This is a genomic window from Rhodoblastus sp. 17X3 (genome assembly GCF_030056575.1).
Classification (GTDB): domain Bacteria; phylum Pseudomonadota; class Alphaproteobacteria; order Rhizobiales; family Beijerinckiaceae; genus Rhodoblastus.
In genome coordinates this window covers 103215-128276 of the sequence record NZ_JASHHX010000012.1, presented here as the reverse complement: position 1 = coordinate 128276, position 25062 = coordinate 103215, and the positions used below count along the sequence as shown (strand labels likewise).

Genomic DNA, 25062 nt, shown 5'->3' with positions numbered 1-25062 from the left:
TTTTTCGAATTTTTTGCGACAGCGGTAGAAAAATCGAATGACACGACGGGAGTTTTATCAAATTTAATACGTTAATACAATAACTTACTGCAATAGCAAATTTTATTGCAGCGCCCAAGCTTTTCGGATTTGGCCCGCCATTCGGCCTAAAGGCTCGGCCCAATCGTCGCCCCGCGCGCAGCGAAACAGGCGCATCTTCGGATACCAGGGCGAGTCCTCGCGTCCGTCGAGCCAGCGCCATTCCGCGATGTGGCGCAGCGCGACCCAGACCGGACGCCCCAAGGCCCCCGCGAGATGGGCGATGGACGTATCGCAGGTCACGATCAGATCCAGTTCCGTCATCATCGCCGCCGTGTCGATGAAAGCGTAGGGACCGGAATCGGGCTCTTCGCCGAGATTTTCCACCTTTCGGGCCAATTCGGGCGGCAACTCCTCCGCCCGAGCCCCTTTCTGGAGGCTGAACAGCCGGGCGCCCTCAAGACCCGCGAGAGGCGTCAGCGCCTCCGGAGGGATGGAGCGGCGGGGATCGACGCGAAAATCAACATTGCCGCGCCAGCACAGGCCGACCTTCAAGCCTTCGCCACATAACCGGCCCCGCCAGACGGCATGCCTGTCTGGCTCGGCGAACAGATATGGCGTCTCGGCTGGAATATTATCGAGCCGCGTCCCGCAGGCGCGCGGCAGCGAGCTGATCGCCAGGACCGCGTCGAAATCGCCGGAAAGATCGCATTCGTCACGCCAGACGACGGGCGCGCCCGCCGAGGCGAGCAGGCGGCGCATCTTGCGTGGCCCGGCAAATGTCACCTGCGCGCCGGCGCGGGCGAGGAGCGCGACATAGCGGAAAAACTGGATGGTGTCGCCGAGGCCGTGATCATTGACGATCAGGATTTTCCGGCCCGCGAGGCTTTCGGGCGCGCCAAGATTGAAACGGGCCGACGAGACGGGGACCGGCCTCTTCCCCTTGGTCCAGCGATATTCATAGCCCTCCCAGCCCGAGGCGAAATCGCCAAGGAGAAGCTGGAGGCAGCCCTTGTTGCTGCGCGCTTCCTCCGAATTCGGATCAAACGCCAAGGCCTGGTCGAAGGCTCGCATCGCGTCGTCGAAGAGGCCAAGTTCCTTCGAGACGATGCCAAGCCCACAATAGGCCAGGGCATAAACAGGCTCGATGGCGATCGCCCGCAAATAAGCCTCGCGCGCGTCGTGATAAAATCCGAGGCGCATCAGCGCATTGCCAAGATTGAGCCGCGCCTTGGCCAAGCCTGGGTCCAGCGTCGCAGCGCGCTCAAACGCTTCGGAGGCCTCGGCCAGCTGGCCAAGGTCGAACAGGGCTCCGCCGCGATTGCAGTGAAAACCGGCGTTGTCCGGCTGCAAGGCGCAGGCGCGTTCAAGGCTTTGCAGCGCGTCTTCCGCCCGGCCCGCCGCCATGAGCAGGCCTCCGCGATTGAACCACGCCACTGCGTCATCGGGCTGCAAGGTCAGGGCGCGCTCGTAAAACGCCAGAGCGCCCGCTGCGTGGCCCCGCATCTGCAAGATGTAGGCGCCCGCACACAAGGCTTCGGGAAAATCGGGCCTGCGCTGAAGCGCCCGGTCCAGCATTGCGATGGCCGCATCAAGCCGCCCGGCCGCCCGTTCTTCCATCCCGCGCCGATAGAGCGCCCATGCGTCATCGCCTTGCGCGCTCGCCGCAGCCCCCATCTCAGCCGCCCAGCTTGAGATTTTGCAGGCTCATCAGGAGATCGACGCTGAAGCCGACCGACGCGCTGGAGCCCGATCCAAGCGCGCTGACCAGCGGCGAGGCCGACACGCCGGGATTTGCGACGTCATATTGCGCGGTGAAGCGTTCGAGAAAACTCCTGACCTTGGCCGGATCTTGAAAATCGGAATATTTCAGCAGCTTGTCGAATTGCGCCGCCTGGCGATCGACATTCTCTACCGAGGTATAAGACGAGAGTCCAAGCGTGGTCTGGACCACTTTGAGCAGGTTGGGATCCGCGAGGATCGAATAGCCGCTGGTGATCTTTGACGCGTTCTGCTGGAAATAGAGCGCCAGTTGAACGCCCGCGTTCTTGTTCCCCGCATTGGCCTTAAGCCTCTGCATGACATATTTGTTCACGACGTCGCTGGTCGCGGCGATGGTCTGCGTGGTGTCGGCGCCATAGAGCTGGAAATTGAACGCCTTGGCCAGCGCCAGGATTTTTGGGTTATTCAGCGTGTTCGCCAGAGCGCCCGAACGCGTGGCGCCCTGCTCCAGCAACTTCTTGATCAGGCTCTTGGCGTAGGTCATGTCGCTCAGCCCGAAGGCTGTCATCGCATAAGTGAAGAAGGCTGTCATCGCATAAGTGAAAATGCGCTTGTTATTGACGAACTGATCGATCGTTTTGATCTGGGCGATATTGTCCTGAAAATATTTGCTGGCCTGCGCAACGGTCGGATCCGCCGCCGTCATCGTCTGATAGCGGCTGAGATTATTCGCGATCGTCAGATAATTAGTGAATGTGCTCATCGCCGCTCCTCGCGCCCACGCCGGAAATTTCCAAACCCGCTGGCCCGCTCGGAGCGAGGCGGGAAGTCTCAGCCGGCGGCGCGCGCCGCGAGCGGAAAAGCCGGCGCCGGACGGGCGGCGGGCCGCTGCTCCATCCTGGCGGCAAGCGTTTCCGCGAAGGCGTTCGCAATGGAGTGATGGCGCGCCGGCGCCGTCGGCTGGGCGGCTGGCTCGAGGACCGCGATGGGCGGATGCTCTGGCGCAGCCGTCCGGGCGGCGGGTAGGTGCGACAAACTCGCCGGAGCCGGCGCCTCCTGCATGATCGAGCAGATCTCTTCGATCGACCTGTCGAGCGTGACTAGCGCGCGATATTCGGGCGCCTGCAGCAGCCGCTGGCGTATTTCCTCGCGCAGGTTTCGCATGGCGTTGACTATGTCTTGCGGCATCGATTCGCCTCCTTGAGCATTGAGCCATCTTCGCCGCTCAAGCTGACGCGAAACTGGACGCGGCGCTCAAGCCGCCCCGCCGGAACGGCAAGCTTCGCTAAAGGCCGGCGCCCTTGAATGAGGCCACCACGATCGGCGCTCCTTCCGACGCGACCAAAGCTGAAAGCTCGTTCGTTCATGATTGCTGCCCTTTCACCTACGCCCGACCGCGCCTGCGCCAGCCAGTCCGACAGCCCCGCCATCCTGCGCCTGAAGCTGCTCGAAACGAATTTCGCCGCCGCGGGCCCGCTTTCGGCTGACGCCCGCGCATCCGCGCAGGATCTCATGCGCGCGCTACGGCGGGCCATAGCCGAGAAGCCGAGTCTGTCCTTCGCCGACGCCGTGGCGAAGATGAAGACCTTCGATGACCTCTCGCAGGATGGCGTCGGCGAACGAATCGATGAGACGCAGAAGGCCCTGCTGAAGAGCGCCCTCGCCGATCTTGCGCGCTTGCGGCTTGCCGACCGGCCATGATCTCCCGGTCTTCCGACGGTCCACCAGAGCGCGAAAGGCGTCGTTTCGCGCCGCACGAAATCCTGGCGAAAAAGCTGCCACACGGGACGAGGCCGACGGCGCCCTCCGTGCGCAGCACGACCGAAGCCGAAGGCGGCTGTTTGGCGTGGCGGAAGGAGCCTTCGTCGGGCATGACCAGATGCACCCGCGCCGCCTTGACGCCGCGCATGGTCTGGATGGTCCGCGCCAACTCGCCTTCAAGCGCCCGGACGCGGGTGATTTCCTGCATGAAGGAGGTGAGGCCAAGCGAGCCGAGCTTGTCGAACAATTCATAGCCCGTGCCGCCGGAACGCGGCAGGCCCTGCTCGGCGAGCAGCATGCGCGCCCGGGCGGTGTCGCCATAGCCGACATAGACGGCGGCGCCGTCGGCCGAGACGTCGAAGGCGACCCCCGCGTCCTTCAGGGCGGCGCCGATGCGGGTGACGTCCTGCTTGTCGAGGCCGGAATAAAGGATCTCATTGGTGCGCCGGCTGAGGAAATAGCCGGCGGCGCCGACCAGTCCGAAAACGGCCGCGCCGATCGCCGCCAGCAGCGCGAGGCGGCGCGGCCCCAGAGCCAGCAGGTTCGAGATCAGGCGTTCGACTTGTTCGCGCAAATTCATTCCGGCTTCCGGCGCTGAAGGGCGGGCGATGCGCGATCTTCGGCCGGCAAACTTGCGCGGGGGTTTTGATGGGAAAAAAAGCGGCGCTCTCTGGCGCTCGGGAATCGGCAGTTCGCCGGCGAAGCTATTGCTCCGCTGGCGTATTCACTGGCCTGATCGGCGCGTCGGGGGGCGCTTAGTTCCGGCGCGCTCCGGTGTGGATGATGGTGCCGACATGCTCGCCGCGCAGGGCGGCGGTGATGCGGCCCGGGACGAGGCCGTTGACGATCTGCACGCGTTCGATGTGACGCGCCGTCGCCATGACCTCAGGCAGCGCGCGGTCGATCGGCAGCGTGCCCTGGGCGTCGAGCAGTTCCGCCGAGGTCGTCTCGCGGATCAGCTTGGCCTGGGCGCCGTTCGGGCCGCTCGGGTCGACATCATAGACGCCGTCCACGTCCTCGACGATGGTCAGGCCAGCCGCGCCCAGCGCATCGGCGACCAGGAAGGCGCCGGTGTCCGCCCGATGGATCGGGAGGCGGGACGTCGGGAATTCGTGGTGGTGATAGGGCGGGAAACCGCTGCTCACCACGCCCCGGGCCGCCTGAAGGTGGATCGCCAGCTGGTTCGCCACCGTCGGGTGTTCGATATAGGACACGCCGTCGGGCGCCAGCAGCGCGCCGAGGATATGCCCGTTCTGGCCGGCCTCGGTCGCGGCGAGCGGGGCGAGCGAGCCGACAGGCAGGCCGAGGTCGAGGCCGACGCTATAGAGATGGCGGGCGCGCACGCCGGCGCCGGTCAGGATCAGCAGGCGATGCTCCGGCAGCAGCTTCCGCAATTCGTCCACCACGGGCAGGATCGCCTCGGCGCCGCGATCCATGATGGCGCGGCCGCCGATCTTGACGACCTGGAGCCAGGGCAGCAGGCGGATCGGGCGGACGCCGGCGACGGGACGGGTGAGCTCGCTGTCGAGCAGGGTCTGGCGCGCGAGCGGCGAAGTGACGTGTTTGATGGTGTTGGTCATGGCGGAAATCTCTTCAGCTCGCGGTGATGATCGTGCCGACATGCTCGCCGGCCAACGCGCGGGTCAGATTGCCGGGGACGAGGCCGTTGACGACCTGCACCTCACGGACGTGACGCGCCGCCTTCAGCAGGTCGAGCATCGGGAATTCGAGGATCGAGTCGTGCAAGCCCCGCGCCTTCATCTCGTCGACCGAGATCTTCGGGATGAATTTGGCGTCCTTGTCGGTCTTCGGATTGCCCGTATAGAGGCCGTTCTCGTCCTTCACGAAGATCATCGCCTTGCAGCCGAATTGCTCGGCGACCAGGTAACAGCCGGCGTCGGTGCGATAGGGCGGAATGACGCCTTCGCCCGCCGTGCGGGTCCACAGGCCATAGGGCGGCATGCCGCTGAAGATAACGGCGTTCACTTCGGTCAGATAGAGCGGCACGGCCGAGAGGCCGGCGCCGGTGACGTCGGAAATGCCGTATTTGGCCAGCAATTGCCCGAGCATGACGGCGTTCTGGTTGGCGACCGAGGCGCCGAGCTGCGACAGCACGCCGGCGGGCAGGTTCAGCCCCGCGGCGACCGAATAGAGGTGGCGGGCGCGGGTGCCGGCGCCGGTGCCGATCAGCATCTGATGGTTCTTGCGGCAGGCGACGATCTCGTCGACCAGCGGATAGACGGCGTCGCGGCCGCGGTCGATCACGCTCTGGCCGCCAATCTTGACGACCGTCGCGTCGGGAAGGATCCGGTAGTCAGCCGAGGTTTCAGCCGCCGCGAGAAGCTGCGGATCTGTCAGCGACCGCTGCATGAGGAGCGCCTCGAGCTCCGCTGTCGTGTTTGCCATGTGGGCGCCTTTCGTCATCGATATAATCGCATTTCCGTATGAGCGATTTGATACCGGCTTCGGAAAGGTCCCACAATATGTGAAAAAGATGCGGCTTTTCCCACGCGGGAAGAAACGACAGAAAATGCACGATTTCGCACGTCCTGTTGGCGGCTTGAACGGGGATGCGCGAGCCGGCCTAATTGGGCGGGTGCGACTCGGCCAATTGGCCCAGGACAGGCTCCGCGAGCGGCGATTCGCTGGCGACGGCCCAGAGATTGAAGGACGCCGGACGGCGCAGATGGGCCACCGAGGCGAAGCCGGCGGCCATCAGCTCCCGCGTCAGCAGGGGCGCGGTGAAGCCGCATTTATGGGCCATGTAATGATTGCCGGCGGCCAGCGCGCTGCGCAGGCCGAACAGAATGTCCAACGGAGCGATGGCGGAGTCCGTCGAAGGCAGATTGGCCGTTAGCGTTCCGGTCGTCGTCGGCGTGGCCGAGAGCGTGGTCGAATTGACATTGACGATCTGCATGCCGGCGAGCGAATTGGCCGCCATGGTCGGCGCGCCATTGGCCAGGCTGTAGCCATTGAGGTAATAGCCGGCGGCATTGACCAGATCGCCGTTCTTGTCCGGGACGAAGGAGCGCGCGCGGGTCAGATATTGCTGGCCGGAGGCGTCGGAGACGACGAAAAAGCCATTGCCCGAGACCGCGAGATCAGTGGACGAACTGGTTCCGGTGAGGGTGCCCTGCTTCGCGACATCGAGGCGGGTGCTGGTCATCACGCCGCCGGCGGACGTCTGGCCCACCCCGGCCTCGTCGACCAGAGTGGAAAATTCCGTATCGGCCTGCTTGTAGCCTGCAGTGCCGGAATTCGCGATATTCTGGCCCACATTGGTCAGATAGTTCGACTGGGCGGCCATGCCCGTCACGCTGGCGTTCATGGCGTCGTAAAGACCCATCTTTCCATCTCCGAGGCTGCGTTCGATCGCTTTTTTGCGCCTCGAGGCTTGCGCGAGGCTGGCTGGCCGCCGCCCCCGCAAGCCTTGCCGGCGCGCCCGTCCCGGGGCGCCTCGGCCTTAACGGCTCGCTCATCTTTTCGGCCTAATCTGGGGCTGGAGGCTCTGGCTCTGATCGCCGCCTCGTCTTGGTTTCCTGCCCGACGACCATGGAGAACGGCTCGATGCGCGTAGTGCTCGTGGCGGCCCAGCGGCCCCTGAGGGAGTCGATCGCCGCGATTCTGGAGACGCGGGGCCATGAGGTGATCGGCTTCGCGGAGGCCGGGCGCGCATTGGCCCATCTGAAGGAGGATCAGGCGGCCAACGCTTTCATCGTCGCCGGCGCGGAAAGCGCCATGGCAGGCATGGAGATCTGCTGGGAGGGGCGCCTCCTGGCGAGCTTCGAGCGTCCGATTTACATCGGCCTGCTGTCCAAGCCCATGTCGTCGGACAATATGGTCGAGGCGCTGGATTGCGGCGCCGACGACGTGCTGCAATTGCCGCTATCCGCCGACGAGCTTTACGCCCGCCTTCGCTCCGCCGAGCGTTTCAACCAGATGCAGTTGAAACTGGTGGAAATGGCGACGCGCGACAGCTTGACCGGGATGCTGAACCGCCCCGCCTTCTTCGAACGGGCGGTCAAAATGTGCCGGGAAGCCGCGGCGCCGCTCGCGGCGATCATGGTGGACATCGACCATTTCAAGTCGATCAACGACCGGTTCGGCCACGCCGCGGGCGACACGGCCCTGCGCGCTGTCGCCCAATGCCTGATCGGCCGGGGCGAGCTTGCAGGACGGCTCGGCGGCGAGGAATTCGCCCTGCTGCTTCCGCAGGGCGATCCTGACGAGGCCTGGCTCGCCGCCGAAGCCCTGCGCGGTGAGATCGCCGCGCGCGAAATCAACGTCGAGACCGCTGACCTCACCGTGACCTGCAGTTTCGGCGTGGCTATCGGCGCGCCCCGCGATGACATCGACGACCTCCTGCGCCGCGCCGACGCCGCCCTCTATGTCGCTAAGCGCGCGGGCCGCAACCTCGTCGCCTTTTTCGATCCCGAGACGCCCGACGTGCCGAACCGGCCCAACAGCGTCATCCGCTGCCATGTGGACCCGGACGACCGTTCGCTTCGCCGCGCCGCCGGCTGACGAGGCGCTCCCGGCGTCATTTTTAAGGCTTTGACCGGCCGGGACCCGTCTCTGGGCCGGCCTGAGCGGCTTGTGTCATCCGCATGTAATTTTAGTCGGCATATTCGCGATCAGTTCCCCTCCCGCAAGGAAGCGATCATGACCGCAGCGACGCAAGACGAGGTCCAACCGGCCGTCGTTCGCCCCAATCTCGACCATCCCGCCGAACCGAAAACCGTCTGGGCCCTGATCGCCATTGGCGTCGCCGCCCTGCTCTACGCCGCCTGGTCGATCTATGCGGACATGGGACAGGAGATTCACGCGGCCAGGTTCTGGCCCTTCCTCATGCTCGGCGTCGCGCTGCTGATCGCGCTCGGCTTCGAATTCGTCAACGGCTTCCATGACACCGCCAATGCGGTTGCGACCGTCATTTACACCCATTCGCTGCCGGCGAATTTCGCCGTGGCCTGGTCCGGCTTTTTCAACTTTCTGGGCGTCCTGACCTCCAGCGGCGCGGTGGCCTTCGGCATCGTCTCGCTGCTGCCGGTCGAGCTGATCCTGCAGGTTGGATCGGACGCCGGCTTCTCCATGGTCTTCGCCTTGCTCATCGCGGCGATCATCTGGAACCTCGGCACCTGGTGGCTGGGCCTGCCGGCCTCGTCGTCGCACACCCTGATCGGCTCGATCATCGGCGTCGGCGTCGCCAATGCGCTTATGCGCGGCCGAGATGGAACTTCGGGCGTGGATTGGGGCAAGGCGACCGAAATCGGCTACGCCCTGCTGCTGTCGCCGCTGGTCGGCTTCGTCTGCGCCGCCGGCCTGTTGCTGCTGATGAAGCTGCTGATCCGCAAGCCGGAGCTTTATTCCGCCCCGACCGGCGAAGCCAAGCCACCGCTGTGGATCCGCTCGCTGCTGATCTTCACCTGCACCGGCGTCTCCTTCGCCCATGGCTCCAACGACGGCCAGAAGGGCATGGGCCTGATCATGCTGATCCTGATCGGCACGGTCCCCACCGCCTACGCCCTCAATCGCTCGCTGCCGGCGAGCCATATCGAGCAGTTCGTGCAGTCCTCGACCGCCGCCTCGAAGGTCGTGGACGCCCACGCCGCCGGCTACAACATCATCGGCGACCCGCGCCCCGTCGTGACGGCCTATATCTCGCGTCACGAGATCACCGGCGGCACATTCCCCGCGCTGTCCGTGCTGATCCGGGATATCGCCAATCAGGTGAAATCCTACGGCTCGATCGACAAGGTGCCGCTCGACCAGGTCGGCAACACCCGTAACGACATGTACCTGACTTCCGAAGCCATCCGCTTCCTGATGAAGGACAAGGAAGCCGAACTTTCGGCCTCCGACACGGCGACTTTGAAGAGCTACAAGGGCTCGATGGACCAGGCGACCCGGTTCATCCCGACCTGGGTGAAGATCGTCGTCGCCATCGCGCTCGGCCTCGGCACCATGGTGGGCTGGAAGCGCATCGTCGTCACCGTCGGCGAGAAGATCGGCAAGACCCACCTCACCTACGCCCAGGGCGCCTCGGCGGAACTGGTGGCCATGACCACGATCGGCGCCGCCGACGCCTTCGGCCTGCCGGTCTCCACCACCCACGTGCTGTCCTCTGGCGTCGCCGGAACCATGGCGGCCAATGGCTCGGGCCTCCAGCTCACCACCCTGCGCAATCTGGCGCTGGCCTGGGTGCTGACCCTGCCCTGCGCCATGCTGCTCTCGGGCGGCCTCTACTGGTTCTTCCGCACCATCTTCTGATCGCAAGCCCAACTTTCAATAAGCCAAGGGGCGGCCGATCGGCCGCCCCTTTCTTTTGCGCGGGACATGGCGAGAAACGAGACAGCACGAAAAAAGCGCCGCTCTTGCGAGCGGCGCTTCGGCGTTCCGGTGACGGCGAGGCGGCGTCAGTTCGCCTTGCGCGGGCGCAGGCGGATCATTTTCAGCACGTCGCTGCGGATATATTTCTCCTCGATCACCTCAAGGCCCGCCGCTTCGAAATAGTTTTCGGTGGTCGGCGTATAGGTCGCGGCGAAGGTTCCATTGAGCCAGGCCGACATCAGCTTCTGGCGGGCGCGCACCAGCGGGCGCGGCGAGAGGCGGTAATCGACGATGCGGATTTCGCCGTCCGGATTGCAGACGCGGCGCAATTCGGACAGCGCCGCCGCCTGTTCATGGTCCTCGATACAGGCGAAGACGAAAGTGGCGACGATGCCGTCGAAAGTGTTGTCAGCCCAATCGAGCCGGGTAAGGTCGGAGCAGCGCAACTCAACGATCATGCCGAGCTTGTCGGCCCGCGCCCGCGCGCGCTCCAGCATGGCGGCGCTGGCGTCGCAGCCCGAGGCCTTCACGCCGTCCGGATAGGCCAGAAAATTGCAGCCGGTGCCGCAGCCGGCGTCGAGAATGGCGCCCTGCAGGCCCTCGAACATGCGGCGACGCAAGGCGCGTTTCCAGCCGATCTCATAGGGCGCGTCGAGCAGGTCGTAGATCGAGGCGATGCGCTCATAGGTTTTGCGGGCGTTCAGACTTTCGACTTGCATCGACTGAGACATCGGCTTTCCTTTCGGCCGCGATTGATCTCGCCTGCCTATGAAAATCAGGTGACAGCACCATGAAGGTCTGGTCTTTTCCCGTCATGACCGCCCCGTTCAACCTCGCCGCGTTCTGCCTCGCCGAAAACGCCGCCCGCCATTCGGGCAAGACCGCGCTGGTCCTGACCGACGGCGCCCACGACCGTCGCCTGAGCTATGGTGAACTCGATCTCGCCGTGCGCCGCCTCGCCGCCGGCCTGTCCTCGCTCGGCCTGCCGTCCGGCGCGCGGGTCATGATCCGGCGCGGCAACGACCTCTTCTATGTGCTGAGCTTTTTCGCCTGCGTCGGCGCCGGGCTGGTCGCCTTGCCCTCCTCTTCGCAACTCACGGAGGAGGAGGCCGATTTTCTGGCGGCGGATTCCGGCGCCGCCGCCCTCATCTGCTCGGACGGCCTGACCGCCCATGGCGCCCGGATCATCGACGACGCCGAACTCGCTCGCCTCGCCGCCTTTCCGCCGCGCGACTACGCCGCAACCGCGTCGGACGACCCGGCCTATCTGATCTACACGTCCGGCACCGCCAGCCGGCCGAAGGGCGTGCTGCACGCCCAGCGCGTAATTCTCGGCCGCGCGCCGATGCTGGACCATTGGCTCGGCCTGACCGGCGCCGACGTCATGCTGCACGCGGGCGCGATCAATTGGACCTACACGCTCGGCGTCGGGTTGATGGACCCATTTTCACGCGGCGCTACGGCGGTAATCTACAATGGCCCGGCCGATCCGGCCGTGTGGCCGCTGCTGATCAGGCGTTTTTCCGCGACGCTGTTCGCCGCCGTCCCCGGCGTCTATCGCCAGATGCTGCGCCAGCCCTCCTGCACGGCGGAAAATCTGGCCAGCCTGCGTCACGGCCTCACTGCCGGCGAGGCGCTCGCCCCCGCCTTGCAGGCGCAGTTCCGCGAGCGTCTCGGCAAGCCACTCTATGAAGCGCTCGGGATGAGCGAAATTTCGACTTATATTTCCAGCGGCCCGACCATCGCGCCCCGCCCCGGCTCTCCGGGCAAGCCGCAGCCGGGCCGCAAGGTCGTCATCCTGCCGCTGGAGGCCGGCGAGACGCCGCTGGCGGCGGGCGAAAGCGGGCTGATCGCGGTCCATCGCTCGGACCCCGGCCTGATGTTGGGCTACTGGAACCGACCTGAGGCCGAGGCGGAGGTGTTTCGCGGCGACTGGTTCCTGGGCGGCGACGTCGCGGAAATGGATGCGGACGGCTATCTCTGGCTGCACGGGCGCGCCGACGACCTGATGAACGCGCAAGGCTACCGCGTTTCGCCGGCGGAAGTCGAAGCCGTGCTGAGCCATGCGCCGGGCGTGGCCGATGTCGCGGTCGCGGAGCGCCAGGTGCGCGAGGACGTTTCGGTCATCTGCGCCTTTATCGTGCTCGCGCCAGGCGCGGCGCTCGATGAGCAAGCCCTCGCCCACCATTGCGCGGAACATCTCGCCGCCTACAAGAACCCGAAGCTTTATATGGCTTTGCAAAGCCTGCCGCGCACCAAAAACGGCAAGATCGCGCGCCGCCTGCTGCCCCGCCTTTGGGCGCAGGGGGAAAATCGCGCCGCCGCCGATCAGATCTGAAAAGCCAGCGCCGCGTCAAGCGGCGAGCCCAGGGCGCGCATGTCGGCCAAGCTGTGGTTGTCGAGCACTTCCGCGATGGCGTTGCGCGCCTTGACCATCATCAGCCGCACCGCGCAGGTGCGCTCGTCGGAGCAATCGTCGCAGGCGCGATAGGCGGTGACGCTGGCGCATTGAATCGGCGCCAGCGGTCCGTCAAGCACGCGCACGATATTGCCCACGGTGATCTGGCTCGCCTGCCGCGCCAAAGCATAGCCTCCGCCCTTGCCCTTTTTCGAAAACACCAGGCCGGCGTTGCGCAATTCCGAGAGGATCTGGTCGAGGAACTTCTTGGGGATATTATTGGCATCTGCCATGTCCTGAACCTGCGCAAGCGCGCCCGGAACCAGCCCGGCGAGATGGACCATCGCCTTCAGCCCGTATTTCCCCTTGTTGGTCAGCATATGTCCCGTTCCCGCGATTTGGCGCCGAATCCGGACAAAATAGCAGCAATCTTTGAGAAAACCCATAAAGACGATGGAAAAACGCCTAAGCCGCTTTTCGCTTTTGTCGCAGGTCCATGGCATATTCGCGCCATGCAGGCCGAATCGCCCTCCAGATCGATATTCCGCGTCTTCGCCGACCGCAGGCTCGCGCTCATGCTGGCGCTGGGCTTTTCTTCCGGCCTGCCGTTCCTGCTCGTCTTCTCGACCCAATCGGCCTGGCTGCGCGAAGTCGGCGTCGCCAAGGAGCATATCGGCCTGATGAGCTGGGTGGCGCTGGCCTATTCCTTCAAATTCCTGTGGGCGCCCCTGCTCGACCGCTATGATGCGCCGATTGTCGGCCGCTGGCTCGGGCGGCGGCGCGGCTGGATGGTCCTCACGCAAGGCGCCATCGCTCTCTGCCTTTGCGCTTTGGCCTTCGGCGATCCGGCTAACAACCTGCTTTACACCATTGGTTTTGCGTTCTGCCTCGGCTTTTTCGCCGCGACCCAGGATGTCGTGATCGACGGCTGGCGCATCGCCGTCGCCCCGCCGGAAAAGCAGGGCGAAATGTCGGCGGCGAGCCAGGTCGGCTATAAATTCGCCATTCTCTGCGCGGGCGCGGGCGCGCTCTATCTCGCGCAATTCGCAAGTTGGCGCGCCGCCTATCTCGCCATGGCCGGAATGATGGCGGTCGGCCTCGGCGCGAGCCTGCTGGCGCCCGAACCCGCCGCCCATGTGGTGGCGCGGCGCGACGGCCACGACAATGTTTTTGCGGCCTATGCCGATCCGTTGAAGGATTTCTTCCGCCGCAATGGCCGCTTCGCGCTGCTGTTCCTCTGCCTGCTCGCCATCTACCGCCTGCCGGATTTCGTCTCCGGCGTGATGGCCAATCCGCTCTATATCGACCTCGGCTTTTCGAAGGCCGACATCGCCACCGTCACCAAATTGTTCGGCTTCTGGGTCGGGCTGGGCGGCATCGCCGCAGGCGGCGTCGCCGTCGCGCGTTTCGGCCTGATGCCCTCGCTGCTGATTGGCGGAATCGCGGCAAGCGCCTCGCATCTGAGCCTCGCTGCGCTCGCGGCGACCGGCGCCAGCCTCAAGATGCTGACCCTGGCGATCTGCGTCGAGAATTTCGCTGGCGGCTTCGCCGGAACGGCCCTGATCGCCTTCATGTCCTCGCTGACTTCGCCGCTTTACGCGGCAGCGCAATACGCCCTGCTGTCCTCGCTCTACGCCTTGCCCGGCAAGATTTTGGGCGGCTTTTCCGGCTTCGCCGTCGCCGCCTTCGGCTATCCGGCCTTTTTCATCGCCACCTCCTGCATCGGGATTCCGGTGGCCCTGATCTGCCTTGCGGTCTGGCGCGTTCAGGCGCGGCAGGAGGCGCAATCGCGGCGGGAGGCCCAAACAAAGCAGGAGGTCGAGGTGCCGCTGGAAGCCAAGGAAAGCCGGCCCGAACCGGCCTAGGCGTCAACGAAGCCGTCCTTTCGCCAAAAGCCGCGCTGGCGCGACAGCGATTGAACTGGCATGAAATCCCTCGTCGGTTCGCCCCGGCCCATCGAGATCGAATCCCATACGGAACCCCGCCGCATGAATCTTTCGCTCCAGAACGTCCTGACCATCGCCACGAAACCCTTCGCCGACCAGCGTCCCGGCACCTCTGGCCTGCGGAAGAAGACGAAAGTTTTCCAGCAGCCGCATTATCTGGCCAATTTCGTCCAGTCGATCTTCAGCTCGCTCGAAGGTTTTGGGGGCAAGACGCTGGTGGTCGGCGGCGACGGGCGCTTCTTCAACCGCGAGGCGATCCAGATCGTGATCCGCATGGCGGCGGCCAATGGATTCGGCGAAGTCCTGATCGGACGCGGCGGCATCCTCTCGACGCCGGCGGCCTCGGCGCTCATTCGCGCGGAAAAGGCGTTCGGCGGCATCGTGCTGTCCGCCAGCCATAATCCGGGCGGGCCGGACGAGGATTTCGGCATTAAATATAATATTTCCAACGGCGGCCCCGCCCCGGAAAAGATCACCGAGGCGATTTTCGCCCATAGCAAGAGCATCGAGAGCTACCAGACCATCGAGGCGCCCGACGTCGATCTCGACGCACTCGGCGAGACGCGGGTCGGCGGGGCAGTTGTTCGGATCGTCGATCCGGTCGCGGTCTACAAGGCGCTGATGGAAAGCCTGTTCGACTTCCCGGCCATCGCGCGCACGTTCCGTGACGGCTTCACGCTGAAATTCGACGCCATGAGCGCGGTGACCGGCCCCTACGCCAAGGCGATTTTCGAGGACGCGCTGGGCGCAGCGCCCGGCAGCGTGGTCAACGCCGAGCCCCTGCCCGATTTCGGCGGCCATCACCCCGACCCCAATCTGGTCCACGCCAAACACCTCTATGATCTCGCCATGTCGGCGGAGTCGCCCGACCTCTGCGCCGCCTCGGACGGCGACGGCGACCGCAACCTGATCATCGGGCGCGGCCAGTTCGTCACGCCGTCGGATTCGCTGGCGATCATCGCCGCCAACGCCCATCTCGCGCCGGGCTACAACGCCGGCATCGCCGGGGTCGCGCGCTCGATGCCCACCAGCGGCGCCGCCGACCGCGTCGCCGAAAAGCTGAAGATCGGTCTGTACGAGACGCCGACCGGCTGGAAATTCTTCGGCAACCTGCTCGACGCGGGCAAGGTCACGATCTGCGGCGAGGAAAGCGCGGGCTCAGGCTCCAACCACGTCCGCGAGAAGGACGGCCTCTGGGCCGTGCTGATGTGGCTCAACATTCTCGCGGCGCGCCAGCAGAGCGTGAAGGAGATTGTGCGTGCGCATTGGGCCGAATATGGCCGCAATTATTATTCGCGCCACGATTACGAGGAAGTGGCGAGCGACGGCGCCAATGCCCTCATCGCCGATCTGCGCGCAAAACTGCCGGCGCTTGCGGGAACGAGCTTCGGCGCGCTCAAGATCGAAGCGGCCGATGATTTCGCCTATAGCGATCCCGTCGACGGCTCGGTTTCGAAACAGCAGGGAATCCGTATTCTCTTCGCGGACGGCTCGCGCATCGTCTATCGCCTCTCCGGCACCGGCACCTCGGGCGCGACGCTGCGCGTCTATATCGAACGCTATGAGCCCGACCCGGCGCGGCACGATCTGGAAACGCAGTCCGCGCTCGCCGATCTCATCGCCTGCGCGGAAAAGATCGCGGACATTCGCGGACATACCGGGCGCGAAAAGCCCAGCGTGATTACTTGATTTTCTGATTCGTTGATCGCGGTAAGCCGCAATCAACGTCCCCTCGCATAAGCTCGGCCAGAAGCCCGTCGAAAGGCGGGCGTCTTTCGACGCCCTTTCGCACTCGTTCCTAACCAGTTCTCGCAAGCGAAAATTGGTTTTAACGGCGCACGAAAACGGTCGCGACGTCATCGCGGAAAACCTGCCGCCAGTCGGGCGAGGCGGCGAGAACCTGATTGGCCGGCATAACGCTTGGCAGCAGTGTCCAGCCGATCTTCGGATTGGCCAGCAAAGCCGCCAGCGTTTCGGGCTTGCGGCCGGCGACCGCCAGCGACAGGTCGTAATGCATCATGCCGAACAGTTCGGCGCGGCCATCGACATAGGTCGGCACATGCCGGCTGACGAGAAAGCCGCCGAATCGATCCTCGTTCAGCACCCCGCCCTTGGCGCCGGCGGCGCGGGCGGCGTCAAGCGCGGCCTGCGGCGCGACCTCTTCGGGCAGAGTCAAAGGCCCCTGCCAAACCGCCATTGCAGCCGTGACCGCGAGCAATAATGCAACGCCGAATGCCGCCAGCGGGCGTTTTTCACGCGGCAAGCCCATGACGCCGCCCAGAGCCGCTACCGGCGCGCCGAGCAGCAGGGCGATGACCATCAGGCCAAGCGTTTCCTGCCGCACATGGGCAAGCATGGAATGCAGCAGCGCAACCAGAAGGGCGACGCGGGGCGCGGGCAAGCGCAAGCCGCTGAGCAGCGCGGCGCCGATTCCGAGCAGCAGGATGAATTCGAAATGGCCGAAGCCCGCGAAATTCTGCGGGCGCCATTCGACGATCAGGCTCATCGCCGGGCCGAGTTCGAGGACGCCGCGCGCGGCGGCGATCACGCCCCAGCCATAGGGATGGATCAACGCCGCCAGACCGCAAGCCAAGGCGAAGGCCAGCCAGCGCAGGGCAAGCCGCATACGCGAGCCTTCCGTGCGCGCCAGGGCCTCCCAGGCGAAAAAGGGCGTCAGAATGAAGCCGAACAGGAAGGAGCCGTGCAGATTGGCCCAGAGCGTCATCAAAAGCGCGGCGCGCAAACGCGGCGCGCGGCCCTGCTCGGCGGCGTCCAGCAATTGCGCGGCAAACAGGGCCACGACGGGCCACGCCAGCACGTGCGGGCGCGCGAGCAGGTGAAAATTGCCCGCCAGCGCGATGGCGACGATCGCGGCGAGCGCGAAGAGCGCGCCGGCACGGCGCTCGATATTGGCGAAGATGATCGCATAGGCCGCGCTGGCGGCGCAAAGGGCGAGCAGCGCCGCGCCGGACCAGCCCGCGAGCTGGAAAGCCAGCGCATAAAGAACCTGCGACAGCCATTCCTTGGCGATCCAGGGCTGACCGGCCATGGTCCAGGAATAGGTATCGACGGTCGGGAAACGGCCCGAGGCGAGAATGTCCTGCCCGGTGCGGATATGCCAGAGCATGTCCGGATCGGCCATCAGGCTCGCGATGGAAGGCAGCAGAAGGGCGAAAATCCCAAGGCCGGCCAGAAACGCAAGCGGCCAGTCGAGCGCCGGCGCGGAGGCGAGCGCGGGCAGGATCAGGCGGCGCAGCAGCAAATTCCGCCGCACCGGCGCATCCTGCGCGGCGGAATCATGAAAAACAGCCGAATCCGTCATGCCGTCATCCCAAAACGAGACGGCGAAGCCTATATGGAAAAGGTTGACGGATTGGTCCGCCGGGACGTTTTGGCGGGGTCGCAAAGGCTGAAAGATTCGCGACCGACCGGCCTTGCCTTTATACTCACAATGAGTATATGTAGGAAGTGTGAACAGGAGAGCATCCTGAAGAGCCGTTCCGACGGCCTTTTTATCGGTTGTAGTTATGCTCACGTTGAGCATAACAGGGGGTGAGCGTCATGCAGGTTCTTTCGTCTTTGCGTCGTTCGGCGGCCCAGATGTCCGAGCAGCCTTCGGCCCAGCCGGGTCCGGCCGCCCTGCGCCATGGCGTCCTTCCGATGCCCAATCTCGCCTGGACGCCGGAAGTGGCCCGCGAGACCGCGCATCTCTATGAAAAGGTCAAGTCGATCATCCCGCCGATCGAATGGCCCTTCCACGCCCCCTATGTGAAGGCGATCAACGAGCTGAAGAAGCAGCGCAACGCCGTCATCCTGGCCCATAATTACCAGACGCCGGAGATCTATAATTGCGTCGCCGACGTGGTCGGCGACTCGCTCCAGCTCGCCCGCCTCGCCGGCCAGTCCGACGCCGACATCATCGTGCAGGGCGGCGTGCATTTCATGGCCGAGACCTCGAAGCTGCTCAGCCCGGACAAGACCGTGCTGATCCCGGATTCGCGCGCCGGCTGTTCGCTCGCCGCCTCCATCACCGGAGCGGACGTGCGCGCCCTGCGCCGCAAATATCCGGGCGTTCCTGTCGTCGCCTATGTCAACACCTCCGCCGACGTGAAAGCGGAAGTGGACATCTGCTGCACCTCATCCAACGCCGTGAAGGTCGTCGAGAGCCTTGGAACCGACACGGTCATCATGGTTCCCGACCGCTTCCTCGCGGCCAATGTCGCGCGCCAGACCAAGGTGAAGATCATCGCCTGGCGCGGCGCCTGCGAGGTGCACGAGCGCTTCACCGCCGAGGAGCTGCTGCGCTATCGCGCGGACGACCCCTCGATCGAGCTGATCGCGCATCCGGAATGCCCGCCGGAAGTCGTGGACGTCTGCGACTTCTCCGGCTCGACCGCGGCCATGATCGATTACGTCAAGACGCGCAAGCCGAAGCGCGTGCTGCTCGTGACCGAATGCTCGATGGCCGATAATGTCGCGGCGGAAAACCCCGGCGTGGATTTCGTGCGCCCCTGCAATCTCTGCCCGCACATGAAGCGGATCACGCTGCCGAAAATCCTCGACAGCCTCGTCTATATGCGCGAGGAAGTGACCATCGACCCGCTCCTCGCCCAGCGCGCCCGCCGCTCGGTCGAACGAATGATCGAGCTGAAGTAAGCGGGTCTTTCGCTCTTCCGAGCGCTCTCCCGCGCGGCGCTCCTTGGCGCTGGAGAGAAGGAGGCCTGAAATGTCAGAACCCGACATCCTGATCGTCGGCGGCGGTTTGGCCGGCCTGTTCTGCGCCCTGAAACTGGCGCCGCGCCCGGTCGCCATTCTTGCCGCCGCGCCCATTGGCCAGGGCGCCTCGTCCGTCTGGGCCCAGGGCGGCATCGCCGCCGCAGTGGCCGAAGGCGACAGTCCGGAGCTTCACGCCGCCGACACCAAGGCCGCCGGCGCTGGCATTGTCGACGATGAAACCGCTCTGTCCGTCGCCCGCGAGGCGCGGGCGCGCGTCGACGACCTACTGCGCATCGGCGCGCCCTTCGATCACGATTCCGCCGGCAATCTCACCCCCTCGCGGGAGGCCGCCCACTCGGCGCGACGCATCGTGCGGGTCAAGGGCGACGGCGCCGGCGCCGCCATCATGCAGGCCCTGATCGCCGCCGTGCGGCGCACGCCCTCCATCACGATCCATGAAAATCTCGTCGCCGAGGACCTGATCCTCCAGTCTGGCCGCGTCGCCGGGGTTCTGGCCCGCGACGCCTCAGGGCGCTTGCGCGCCTTTCCCGCCCGGGCCACCGTTCTCGCCAGCGGCGGCATCGGCGCGCTTTACGCCCTGACCACCAATCCGCCGCAAGCCAATGGCGCGGCTCTGGCCTTCGCGGCGCGCGCCGGGGCGCGCATCGCCGACGCCGAATTCGTGCAGTTCCATCCGACCGCCATCGATATCGGCCGCGACCCCGCGCCGCTGGCGACCGAAGCATTGCGCGGCGAAGGCGCCATTCTGGTCAATCGCGCCGGCAAACGCTTCATGCCCGCCTTGCACAAGGACGCCGAGCTTGCCCCGCGCGACGTCGTGGCGCGCGGCGTTTTCGCCGAAATCGCCGCCGGGCGCGGCGCCTTTCTCGACGCGACGGAAGCGGTCGGCGCCGCCTTCGCGGAAAAATTCCCCAATGTCGCGGCGACCTGCCGCTCAGCCGGCGTCGATCCCGCCCGCCAGCCGATCCCGATCGCCCCGGCGGAACATTATCACATGGGCGGGATCTGGACCGACGCGAAGGGCCGGACTTCCCTGCCCGGCCTGTGGGCCGCGGGCGAGGTCGCCTCGACCGGCCTGCATGGCGCCAATCGCCTCGCCTCCAACTCCCTGCTGGAGGCGGTCGTCTTCGCCGACCGCGTCGCGCGCGACATCGCCGAGACCCTGCCCGGCCTGCCTGCCCCCAAGGCCCCACAGCCCGTAACGCCGGCCGAAACGCCCGCGCGAGCCGACGCGGAGAGCGTGACGGAAGTGCGCCGCATCATGTCCCGCCATGTCGGCGTGCTGCGCGACGCTGTCGGCCTGCGCGAGGCCCTGCGCGCCCTTTACGCCCTGCGCGACAAGGCGCTGGCCGAAGGCTCCGCCGATCTGCGCAACCGCGCCGAGGCCGCGCTTCTCGTCGCCGCCAGCGCCTATCTGCGCCGCGAAAGCCGCGGCGGCCATTTCCGCACCGATTTCCCGTCGGCCGATCCCGCCCAGGCGCATCGTTCCGTCATCACGCTCGACGAGGCCCTGCGCCTCGCCCGCACCGTCGCCGCTTCCGAGGCCGCATGAACCTGCCCGAACTCAATCCCCATCTGGTCGAAGAAGCCGTGCGCGCCGCGCTCGCGGAAGATTTCGGCCGCGCCGGCGACATCACCTCGCAAGCCACCATTCCGGCCTCGGCCCAGGCAAGGGCCGTCATCGCCGCGCGCAAAAAGCCCGGCGTGCTGGCCGGACTCGGCCTCGCCCGCAAGGCGTTCGAACTGGTCGATCCGACCCTGCGCTTCGAGGCTCTGGCGCAGGACGGCGATCATTTCGCGCCCGGCGCCGTGCTGGCGCGGATCGAGGGGTCCGCCCGGGGCATTCTTTCCGCCGAGCGCGTCGCCTTGAACTTCCTTGGCCGGCTATGCGGAATCGCGACCCTGACCTCCCATTACGCCGAGGCCGTCGCGGCGACCAAGGCCAAAATCTGCTGCACGCGGAAAACTACGCCCGGCCTGCGCGCCTTCGAGAAATATGCGGTGCGCTGCGGCGGCGGGGTCAATCACCGCTTCGGCCTGGACGACGCCGTCCTCATCAAGGACAATCACATCGCGGTCGCGGGCGGCGTGGCCCCCGCCCTGCGTGCGGCCAAGGCCTTTGTCGGCCATCTGGTCAAGATCGAGATCGAAGTCGACACGCTCGACCAGCTGCGCGAGGTTCTATCGGAAGGCGCCGACGCTGTCCTGCTCGACAACATGACCCCGGCGGAATTGCGCGAGGCCGTGGCGATGATCGGCGGCCGGATGAAGGCGGAGGCGTCCGGCGGCATTCATCTGGGCGGATTGCGCGAGGTCGCGGAAACCGGCATTGACCTGATTTCCTCCGGCGCCCTCACCCATTCCGCGCCGGTGCTTGATCTTGGCCTGGATATTGAAATCGGCTGAGCCGCCCTTGCCCTGACGGCGTAAAAACGCCATCTTCCTCGGGTCCAACATCGAAAAGCGCGCGACTCGCCGCGCGTTTGGGAAAGTCCGGTTTCGTGCAATTCAAATCCGCTTCCGTGAACAAGAAGGTCGCGCTCGGCCTCGCCATCGCATTCGGCCTTCTCCCTTTCCCCAGCCAGGCGCGACAGGCGGTCGAGATATCGGCGCCCTTCGAGGTCGGCGAAAGCCCAGCCGGAAACTATCTCTCCGCGCGCGTCGCCGAGGCAGAGCATGACACGCTGGCGGCCTCGACCTTCCTGCGCGAGTCCTTGCGCTCCGACCCCAATAATAGCGAGCTGATTCAGCGCGCCTTCGTCGCCGCGCTCGCCAATGGCGACATGCCGGACGCCTTCGCGCTGGCGCAGAAGCTTGTGGCGCGCGATTCCCACAATTCCTCGGCCCGCCTGACTCTGGCCGTGCGCGACTTCAAGGCGAAATCCTTCGCCGCCGCCCGCAACCAGCTGAACGCCGGCGTCGCCGTCGCCCAGCGCGACCTCACGACCATCCTGCTCACTGCCTGGAGTTATGTCGGCTCCGGCGAGACGAAGAAGGCGCTGGCGCTCGTCGACACCATGAGCGACCCAAGCTTCGCCGTGTTTCGCGATTTCCACGCCGGACTGATGCTCGACGTCGCCGGACGGACGCAGGAGGCCGGCGCCCGGCTCAAGGCCGCCTATGCGGGCGACCAGACCACGCTGCGGCTGGTGGACGCTTATGCGCGCAATCTATCGCGGCAGGGCAAGACGGACGAAGCGAAGGAAGTCTATCTCGCCTTCGCCAAGGTCCAGCCGCGCAATCCCATCGTGCTGGCCGCCCTCGCTGATCTCGCCACGGGCAAGAAGCTCGAGCCGATGGTCAAGAACGTCAACGCCGGCGCGGCCGAGGTCCTCTACGGCCTCGGCGCCTATGGCCTGGGCGCCGCCGCGGGACGGCAGGGCGATGAGATCGCCGCGATCGTCTTCCTGCGCCTGGCCCTGGCTTTGGCGCCGGATAATGCGCTCGCCCTCGATACGCTGGGCGAGGCCTATACCAAGATCAAGCAATATGAATCGGCGATCGAAATCTACGACGAGGTGCCGGACGCCAGCCCGCTGCGCGTCACCACCGATGTCCGCATCGCTCTCCTGCTCGACGCCATGGGCAAGTCCGACGAATCGATCAAGCGCCTGCGCGAAATCGTCGCCGAGAACCCGCAGAACGTCGACGCCTTCTCCGCTCTTGCCGACGTATTGCGCACGCACAAGCAATTCGTCGAATCGGCCGACGCCTATACGCACGTCCTCGCGCTGACCAGCCCGACAGAGAAGAGCCGCTGGGCGATCTATTATTTCCGGGGCGTCGATTACGAGCGCGCCAAGCTTTGGGACAAGGCCGAGCCCGATCTGCAAAAGGCGCTGGAGCTTTACCCCGAACAGCCGCTGGTCCTGAATTATCTCGGCTATTCCTGGGTCGACCAGGGCCTGCATCTCGACGAGGCGTTTAAGATGCTGCGCCGCGCTGTCGAATTGCAGCCCGAGGACGGCTATATCGTCGACTCGCTCGGCTGGGCCCATTACAAGCTCGGCCATTTCGATGAATCGCTACGCCTGCTGGAGCGCGCCATCGAACTGAAGCCGGGCGATCCGGTCATCAACGACCATCTCGGCGACGCCTATTGGCGTGTCGGGCGTAAGCTCGACGCCAAATTCCAGTGGAACCACGCGCGCGATCTCAACCCTGAAAAGGAAGATCTGCCGAAGATTCTCGACAAGATCGAGAACGGCCTGCCGGATTCGCCCGGTCAAGCCGGCGAAGCGCCCACGCCGCCGCCCGCGGCTCATAACGTCACGGGCAATGGCGGCTGATCATGCGTTGGGATCGCCTTCCTCGCCCTGCCTGAGGGCGGCGACCAGCGCAGTATCGAAATAACGTGTCCAGTCGATGATTTTGAAGTCGCGCCACTTGAGGCGATCGACGCCTTCGAGTTCGACCACGACGCCTGTGCCGCGATGGCGCAAAGTCATCTGCCACGACATGTAGGACGTGCGCGGCATGTCGACGACGAAATCCTCGACGACGAAATTCACGATTTCGAAATCAATATCGAAGGCGCGCCAGGCCTGGCGAATTTCGTCCTTGCCGACCCGCACGCCCGCGGCGGGGATCAAGGCGCGCGAGCCAAGCAGCCGATACGTCGCGTTATCGTGGAAGAAAAAAAGCCCAGGCTCATTGTCTCCGCGCGCGCGCTTTGCGTAAATTTCCCGGACGATGGCGAGCCGTTGCTCTGGAGTTAAATCTTCAAGATTCATATCATTCCATTAAATTTATTATTTTGCCAATTTTATTGGTCGCCACAAATTTTCAACCGCAATAATGATACAAAAAACGATCGTTTTTAGCTTAAATATAAAATCCGCACTATTGGTTTCCTTTCACTGAAAAAACTCCCGCTTCAGCTCGCCCGCAGCGACTGCGAACGATCCCCAAAGCATATGTGCTTGTAGAATATACGAAAAAGCCGGAATTGCCAATTTAGGCGACAGGCTTGAGCCTCAGAAGCGGGCCATGGGGACGAATGATCTGAAAAACAAAATGTTACTGCGCTCGAACGAGTCTGCATCCAAAGCGCCCCAAAGAAAAAGCGCGCCCTCGCGGGCGCGCTCCAGATTTCGTTCAGCTCTCGATACGGCTCAGTTCTTGGCCTTGTCGACCAGCTTGTTCTTGCCGATCCAGGGCATCATGCCGCGCAGGCGGGCGCCGACTTCCTCGATCTGATGCGAATCGTTGACGCGACGGATGCCCTTGAAGCGGGCGGCGCCGGCGCGATATTCCTGCATCCATTCGGACGTGAACTTGCCGGTCTGGATGTCGTTCAGCACCCGCTTCATCTCAGCCTTGGTCTCGGCGGTGATGACGCGCGGGCCGGTGACATATTCGCCCCATTCCGCCGTGTTGGAGATGGAATAGTTCATGTTGGCGATGCCGCCTTCATAGATGAGGTCGACGATCAGCTTCACTTCGTGCAGGCATTCGAAATAGGCCATCTCCGGCGCATAGCCGGCCTCGACCAGGGTTTCGAAACCGGCGCGGATCAGTTCGACCAGGCCGCCGCAGAGCACGGCCTGCTCGCCGAACAGGTCGGTCTCACATTCTTCCTTGAAGGTGGTCTCGATGATGCCCGAGCGGCCGCCGCCGATCGCGGAGGCGTAGGACAGGCCGATGTCATGGGCGTTGCCCGAGGCGTCCTGATGGATGGCGATCAGGCAGGGCACGCCGCCACCCTTGAGATATTCGCCGCGCACGGTATGGCCGGGGCCCTTGGGCGCGACCATCAGCACGTCGATGTCCTTGCGGGGTTCGATCAGGCCGAAATGGACGTTGAGGCCATGGGCGAACAGCAGCGCCGCGCCGGGACGGATGTTGTTCGCAATGTCGGCGCTGTAAATGTCGGACTGGAGTTCGTCCGGCGTCAGCATCATCAGGACGTCGGCCCACTTGGCGGCATCGGCGACGCTCATCACCTTGACGCCCTCGCCTTCCGCCTTGGCGGCGGTAGCGGAGCCCACGCGCAGGGCGACCGCGACGTCCTTCACGCCGGAATCGCGCAGGTTCAGGACATGGGCGTGGCCCTGCGAGCCGTAGCCGACCACGGCGACCTTCTTGCCCTTGATCAGATTGATGTCGGCATCGCTATCGTAATAAACGCGCATTTTGCAGCTTTCCGGG

The 25062-nt window shown here is 65.0% G+C and carries 20 protein-coding genes and 1 pseudogene; 9 read left to right on the top strand and 12 right to left on the bottom strand.

Annotation, left to right across the window (positions count from 1 at the left end):
- Positions 1–102: 102 nt before the first annotated feature.
- The 7 genes and pseudogenes from QM467_RS12745 to QM467_RS12715 all read right to left on the bottom strand — a co-directional run bounded on the left by QM467_RS12745 (position 103) and on the right by QM467_RS12715 (position 6847).
- Positions 103–1695 carry a tetratricopeptide repeat-containing glycosyltransferase family protein gene (locus QM467_RS12745; RefSeq protein WP_283366704.1) on the bottom strand — a complete coding sequence of 531 codons (1593 nt, stop codon included), beginning with the start codon at positions 1693–1695 and terminating at the stop codon, positions 103–105.
- A 1-nt stretch (position 1696) separates the two neighbouring features.
- Positions 1697–2503 (bottom strand): DUF1217 domain-containing protein, encoded by an 807-nt coding sequence (locus tag QM467_RS12740; protein ID WP_283366703.1) that lies wholly within the window; start codon positions 2501–2503, stop codon positions 1697–1699.
- 68 nt (positions 2504–2571) lie between these two features.
- Positions 2572–2928, bottom strand: coding sequence for a hypothetical protein (locus QM467_RS12735; RefSeq protein ID WP_283366702.1), 357 nt, complete (start codon positions 2926–2928; stop codon positions 2572–2574).
- A 610-nt stretch (positions 2929–3538) separates the two neighbouring features.
- A pseudogene (locus QM467_RS12730) lies at positions 3539–4081 on the bottom strand (flagellar basal-body MS-ring/collar protein FliF); the annotation flags it as partial.
- A 175-nt stretch (positions 4082–4256) separates the two neighbouring features.
- Positions 4257–5081: an amino acid kinase family protein gene (locus QM467_RS12725; RefSeq protein WP_446737772.1), complete on the bottom strand. Its 825-nt coding sequence runs from the start codon at positions 5079–5081 to the stop codon at positions 4257–4259.
- Positions 5082–5094: 13 nt separating this feature from the next.
- Positions 5095–5907, bottom strand: a complete 813-nt coding sequence (locus tag QM467_RS12720; RefSeq protein WP_283366701.1) for an amino acid kinase family protein — start codon at positions 5905–5907, stop codon at positions 5095–5097.
- A gap of 178 nt (positions 5908–6085) precedes the next feature.
- Positions 6086–6847, bottom strand: coding sequence for a flagellar hook-basal body complex protein (locus QM467_RS12715; RefSeq protein WP_283366700.1), 762 nt, complete (start codon positions 6845–6847; stop codon positions 6086–6088).
- Positions 6848–7068: 221 nt separating this feature from the next.
- Here QM467_RS12715 and QM467_RS12710 point away from each other — a divergent pair, with 221 nt between their 5' ends.
- Together QM467_RS12710 and QM467_RS12705 are read left to right on the top strand one after the other, a co-directional pair.
- Positions 7069–8025: a GGDEF domain-containing response regulator gene (locus QM467_RS12710; RefSeq protein WP_283366699.1), complete on the top strand. Its 957-nt coding sequence runs from the start codon at positions 7069–7071 to the stop codon at positions 8023–8025.
- Between the two features lie 138 nt (positions 8026–8163).
- Positions 8164–9771, top strand: a complete 1608-nt coding sequence (locus tag QM467_RS12705) for an inorganic phosphate transporter (RefSeq protein ID WP_283366698.1) — start codon at positions 8164–8166, stop codon at positions 9769–9771.
- 146 nt (positions 9772–9917) lie between these two features.
- Here QM467_RS12705 and QM467_RS12700 read toward each other — a convergent pair whose 3' ends face one another.
- Positions 9918–10562, bottom strand: a complete 645-nt coding sequence (locus QM467_RS12700; protein ID WP_283366697.1) for a class I SAM-dependent methyltransferase — start codon at positions 10560–10562, stop codon at positions 9918–9920.
- Between the two features lie 59 nt (positions 10563–10621).
- Here QM467_RS12700 and QM467_RS12695 point away from each other — a divergent pair, with 59 nt between their 5' ends.
- Positions 10622–12169, top strand: coding sequence for a class I adenylate-forming enzyme family protein (locus QM467_RS12695; protein WP_283366696.1), 1548 nt, complete (start codon positions 10622–10624; stop codon positions 12167–12169).
- Here the strand turns inward: QM467_RS12695 and QM467_RS12690 are convergent.
- The gene (locus QM467_RS12690) at positions 12160–12609 is read right to left on the bottom strand and encodes an RrF2 family transcriptional regulator (RefSeq protein ID WP_283366695.1); all 450 of its coding nucleotides are present in this window, start codon (positions 12607–12609) and stop codon (positions 12160–12162) included. The genes QM467_RS12695 and QM467_RS12690 overlap by 10 nt on opposite strands.
- A gap of 132 nt (positions 12610–12741) precedes the next feature.
- On the opposite strand from QM467_RS12690, the gene QM467_RS12685 reads away from it, so the two are divergent.
- Positions 12742–14094 carry an AmpG family muropeptide MFS transporter gene (locus tag QM467_RS12685; RefSeq protein ID WP_283366694.1) on the top strand — a complete coding sequence of 451 codons (1353 nt, stop codon included), beginning with the start codon at positions 12742–12744 and terminating at the stop codon, positions 14092–14094.
- A 123-nt stretch (positions 14095–14217) separates the two neighbouring features.
- Positions 14218–15864, top strand: a complete 1647-nt coding sequence (locus QM467_RS12680; protein ID WP_283366710.1) for an alpha-D-glucose phosphate-specific phosphoglucomutase — start codon at positions 14218–14220, stop codon at positions 15862–15864.
- 139 nt (positions 15865–16003) lie between these two features.
- On the opposite strand, the gene QM467_RS12675 is transcribed toward QM467_RS12680, so the two are convergent.
- Positions 16004–17497, bottom strand: a complete 1494-nt coding sequence (locus QM467_RS12675) for a hypothetical protein (protein WP_283366693.1) — start codon at positions 17495–17497, stop codon at positions 16004–16006.
- 278 nt (positions 17498–17775) lie between these two features.
- On the opposite strand from QM467_RS12675, the gene nadA reads away from it, so the two are divergent.
- The 4 genes from nadA (at position 17776) to QM467_RS12655 (ending at position 23201) form a co-directional block, all read left to right on the top strand.
- Complete coding sequence (nadA, locus tag QM467_RS12670; protein WP_283366692.1) at positions 17776–18831, top strand: quinolinate synthase NadA; 1056 nt, start codon at positions 17776–17778, stop codon at positions 18829–18831.
- A 70-nt stretch (positions 18832–18901) separates the two neighbouring features.
- Positions 18902–20464 carry an L-aspartate oxidase gene (locus QM467_RS12665; RefSeq protein WP_283366691.1) on the top strand — a complete coding sequence of 521 codons (1563 nt, stop codon included), beginning with the start codon at positions 18902–18904 and terminating at the stop codon, positions 20462–20464.
- A complete protein-coding gene (gene nadC, locus QM467_RS12660; RefSeq protein WP_283366690.1) occupies positions 20461–21318 on the top strand; it encodes a carboxylating nicotinate-nucleotide diphosphorylase in 858 nt (285 codons plus the stop codon). The genes QM467_RS12665 and nadC overlap by 4 nt, the downstream gene beginning before the upstream one ends.
- A 95-nt stretch (positions 21319–21413) precedes the next feature.
- Entirely contained in the window at positions 21414–23201 is a 1788-nt protein-coding gene (locus tag QM467_RS12655) for a tetratricopeptide repeat protein (RefSeq protein WP_283366689.1), read from the top strand.
- Here QM467_RS12655 and QM467_RS12650 read toward each other — a convergent pair whose 3' ends face one another.
- Together QM467_RS12650 and ilvC are read right to left on the bottom strand one after the other, a co-directional pair.
- The gene (locus QM467_RS12650) at positions 23202–23645 is read right to left on the bottom strand and encodes a nuclear transport factor 2 family protein (RefSeq protein WP_283366688.1); all 444 of its coding nucleotides are present in this window, start codon (positions 23643–23645) and stop codon (positions 23202–23204) included.
- 381 nt (positions 23646–24026) lie between these two features.
- Positions 24027–25046 carry a ketol-acid reductoisomerase gene (ilvC, locus tag QM467_RS12645; RefSeq protein ID WP_283366687.1) on the bottom strand — a complete coding sequence of 340 codons (1020 nt, stop codon included), beginning with the start codon at positions 25044–25046 and terminating at the stop codon, positions 24027–24029.
- Positions 25047–25062 lie beyond the last annotated feature (16 nt).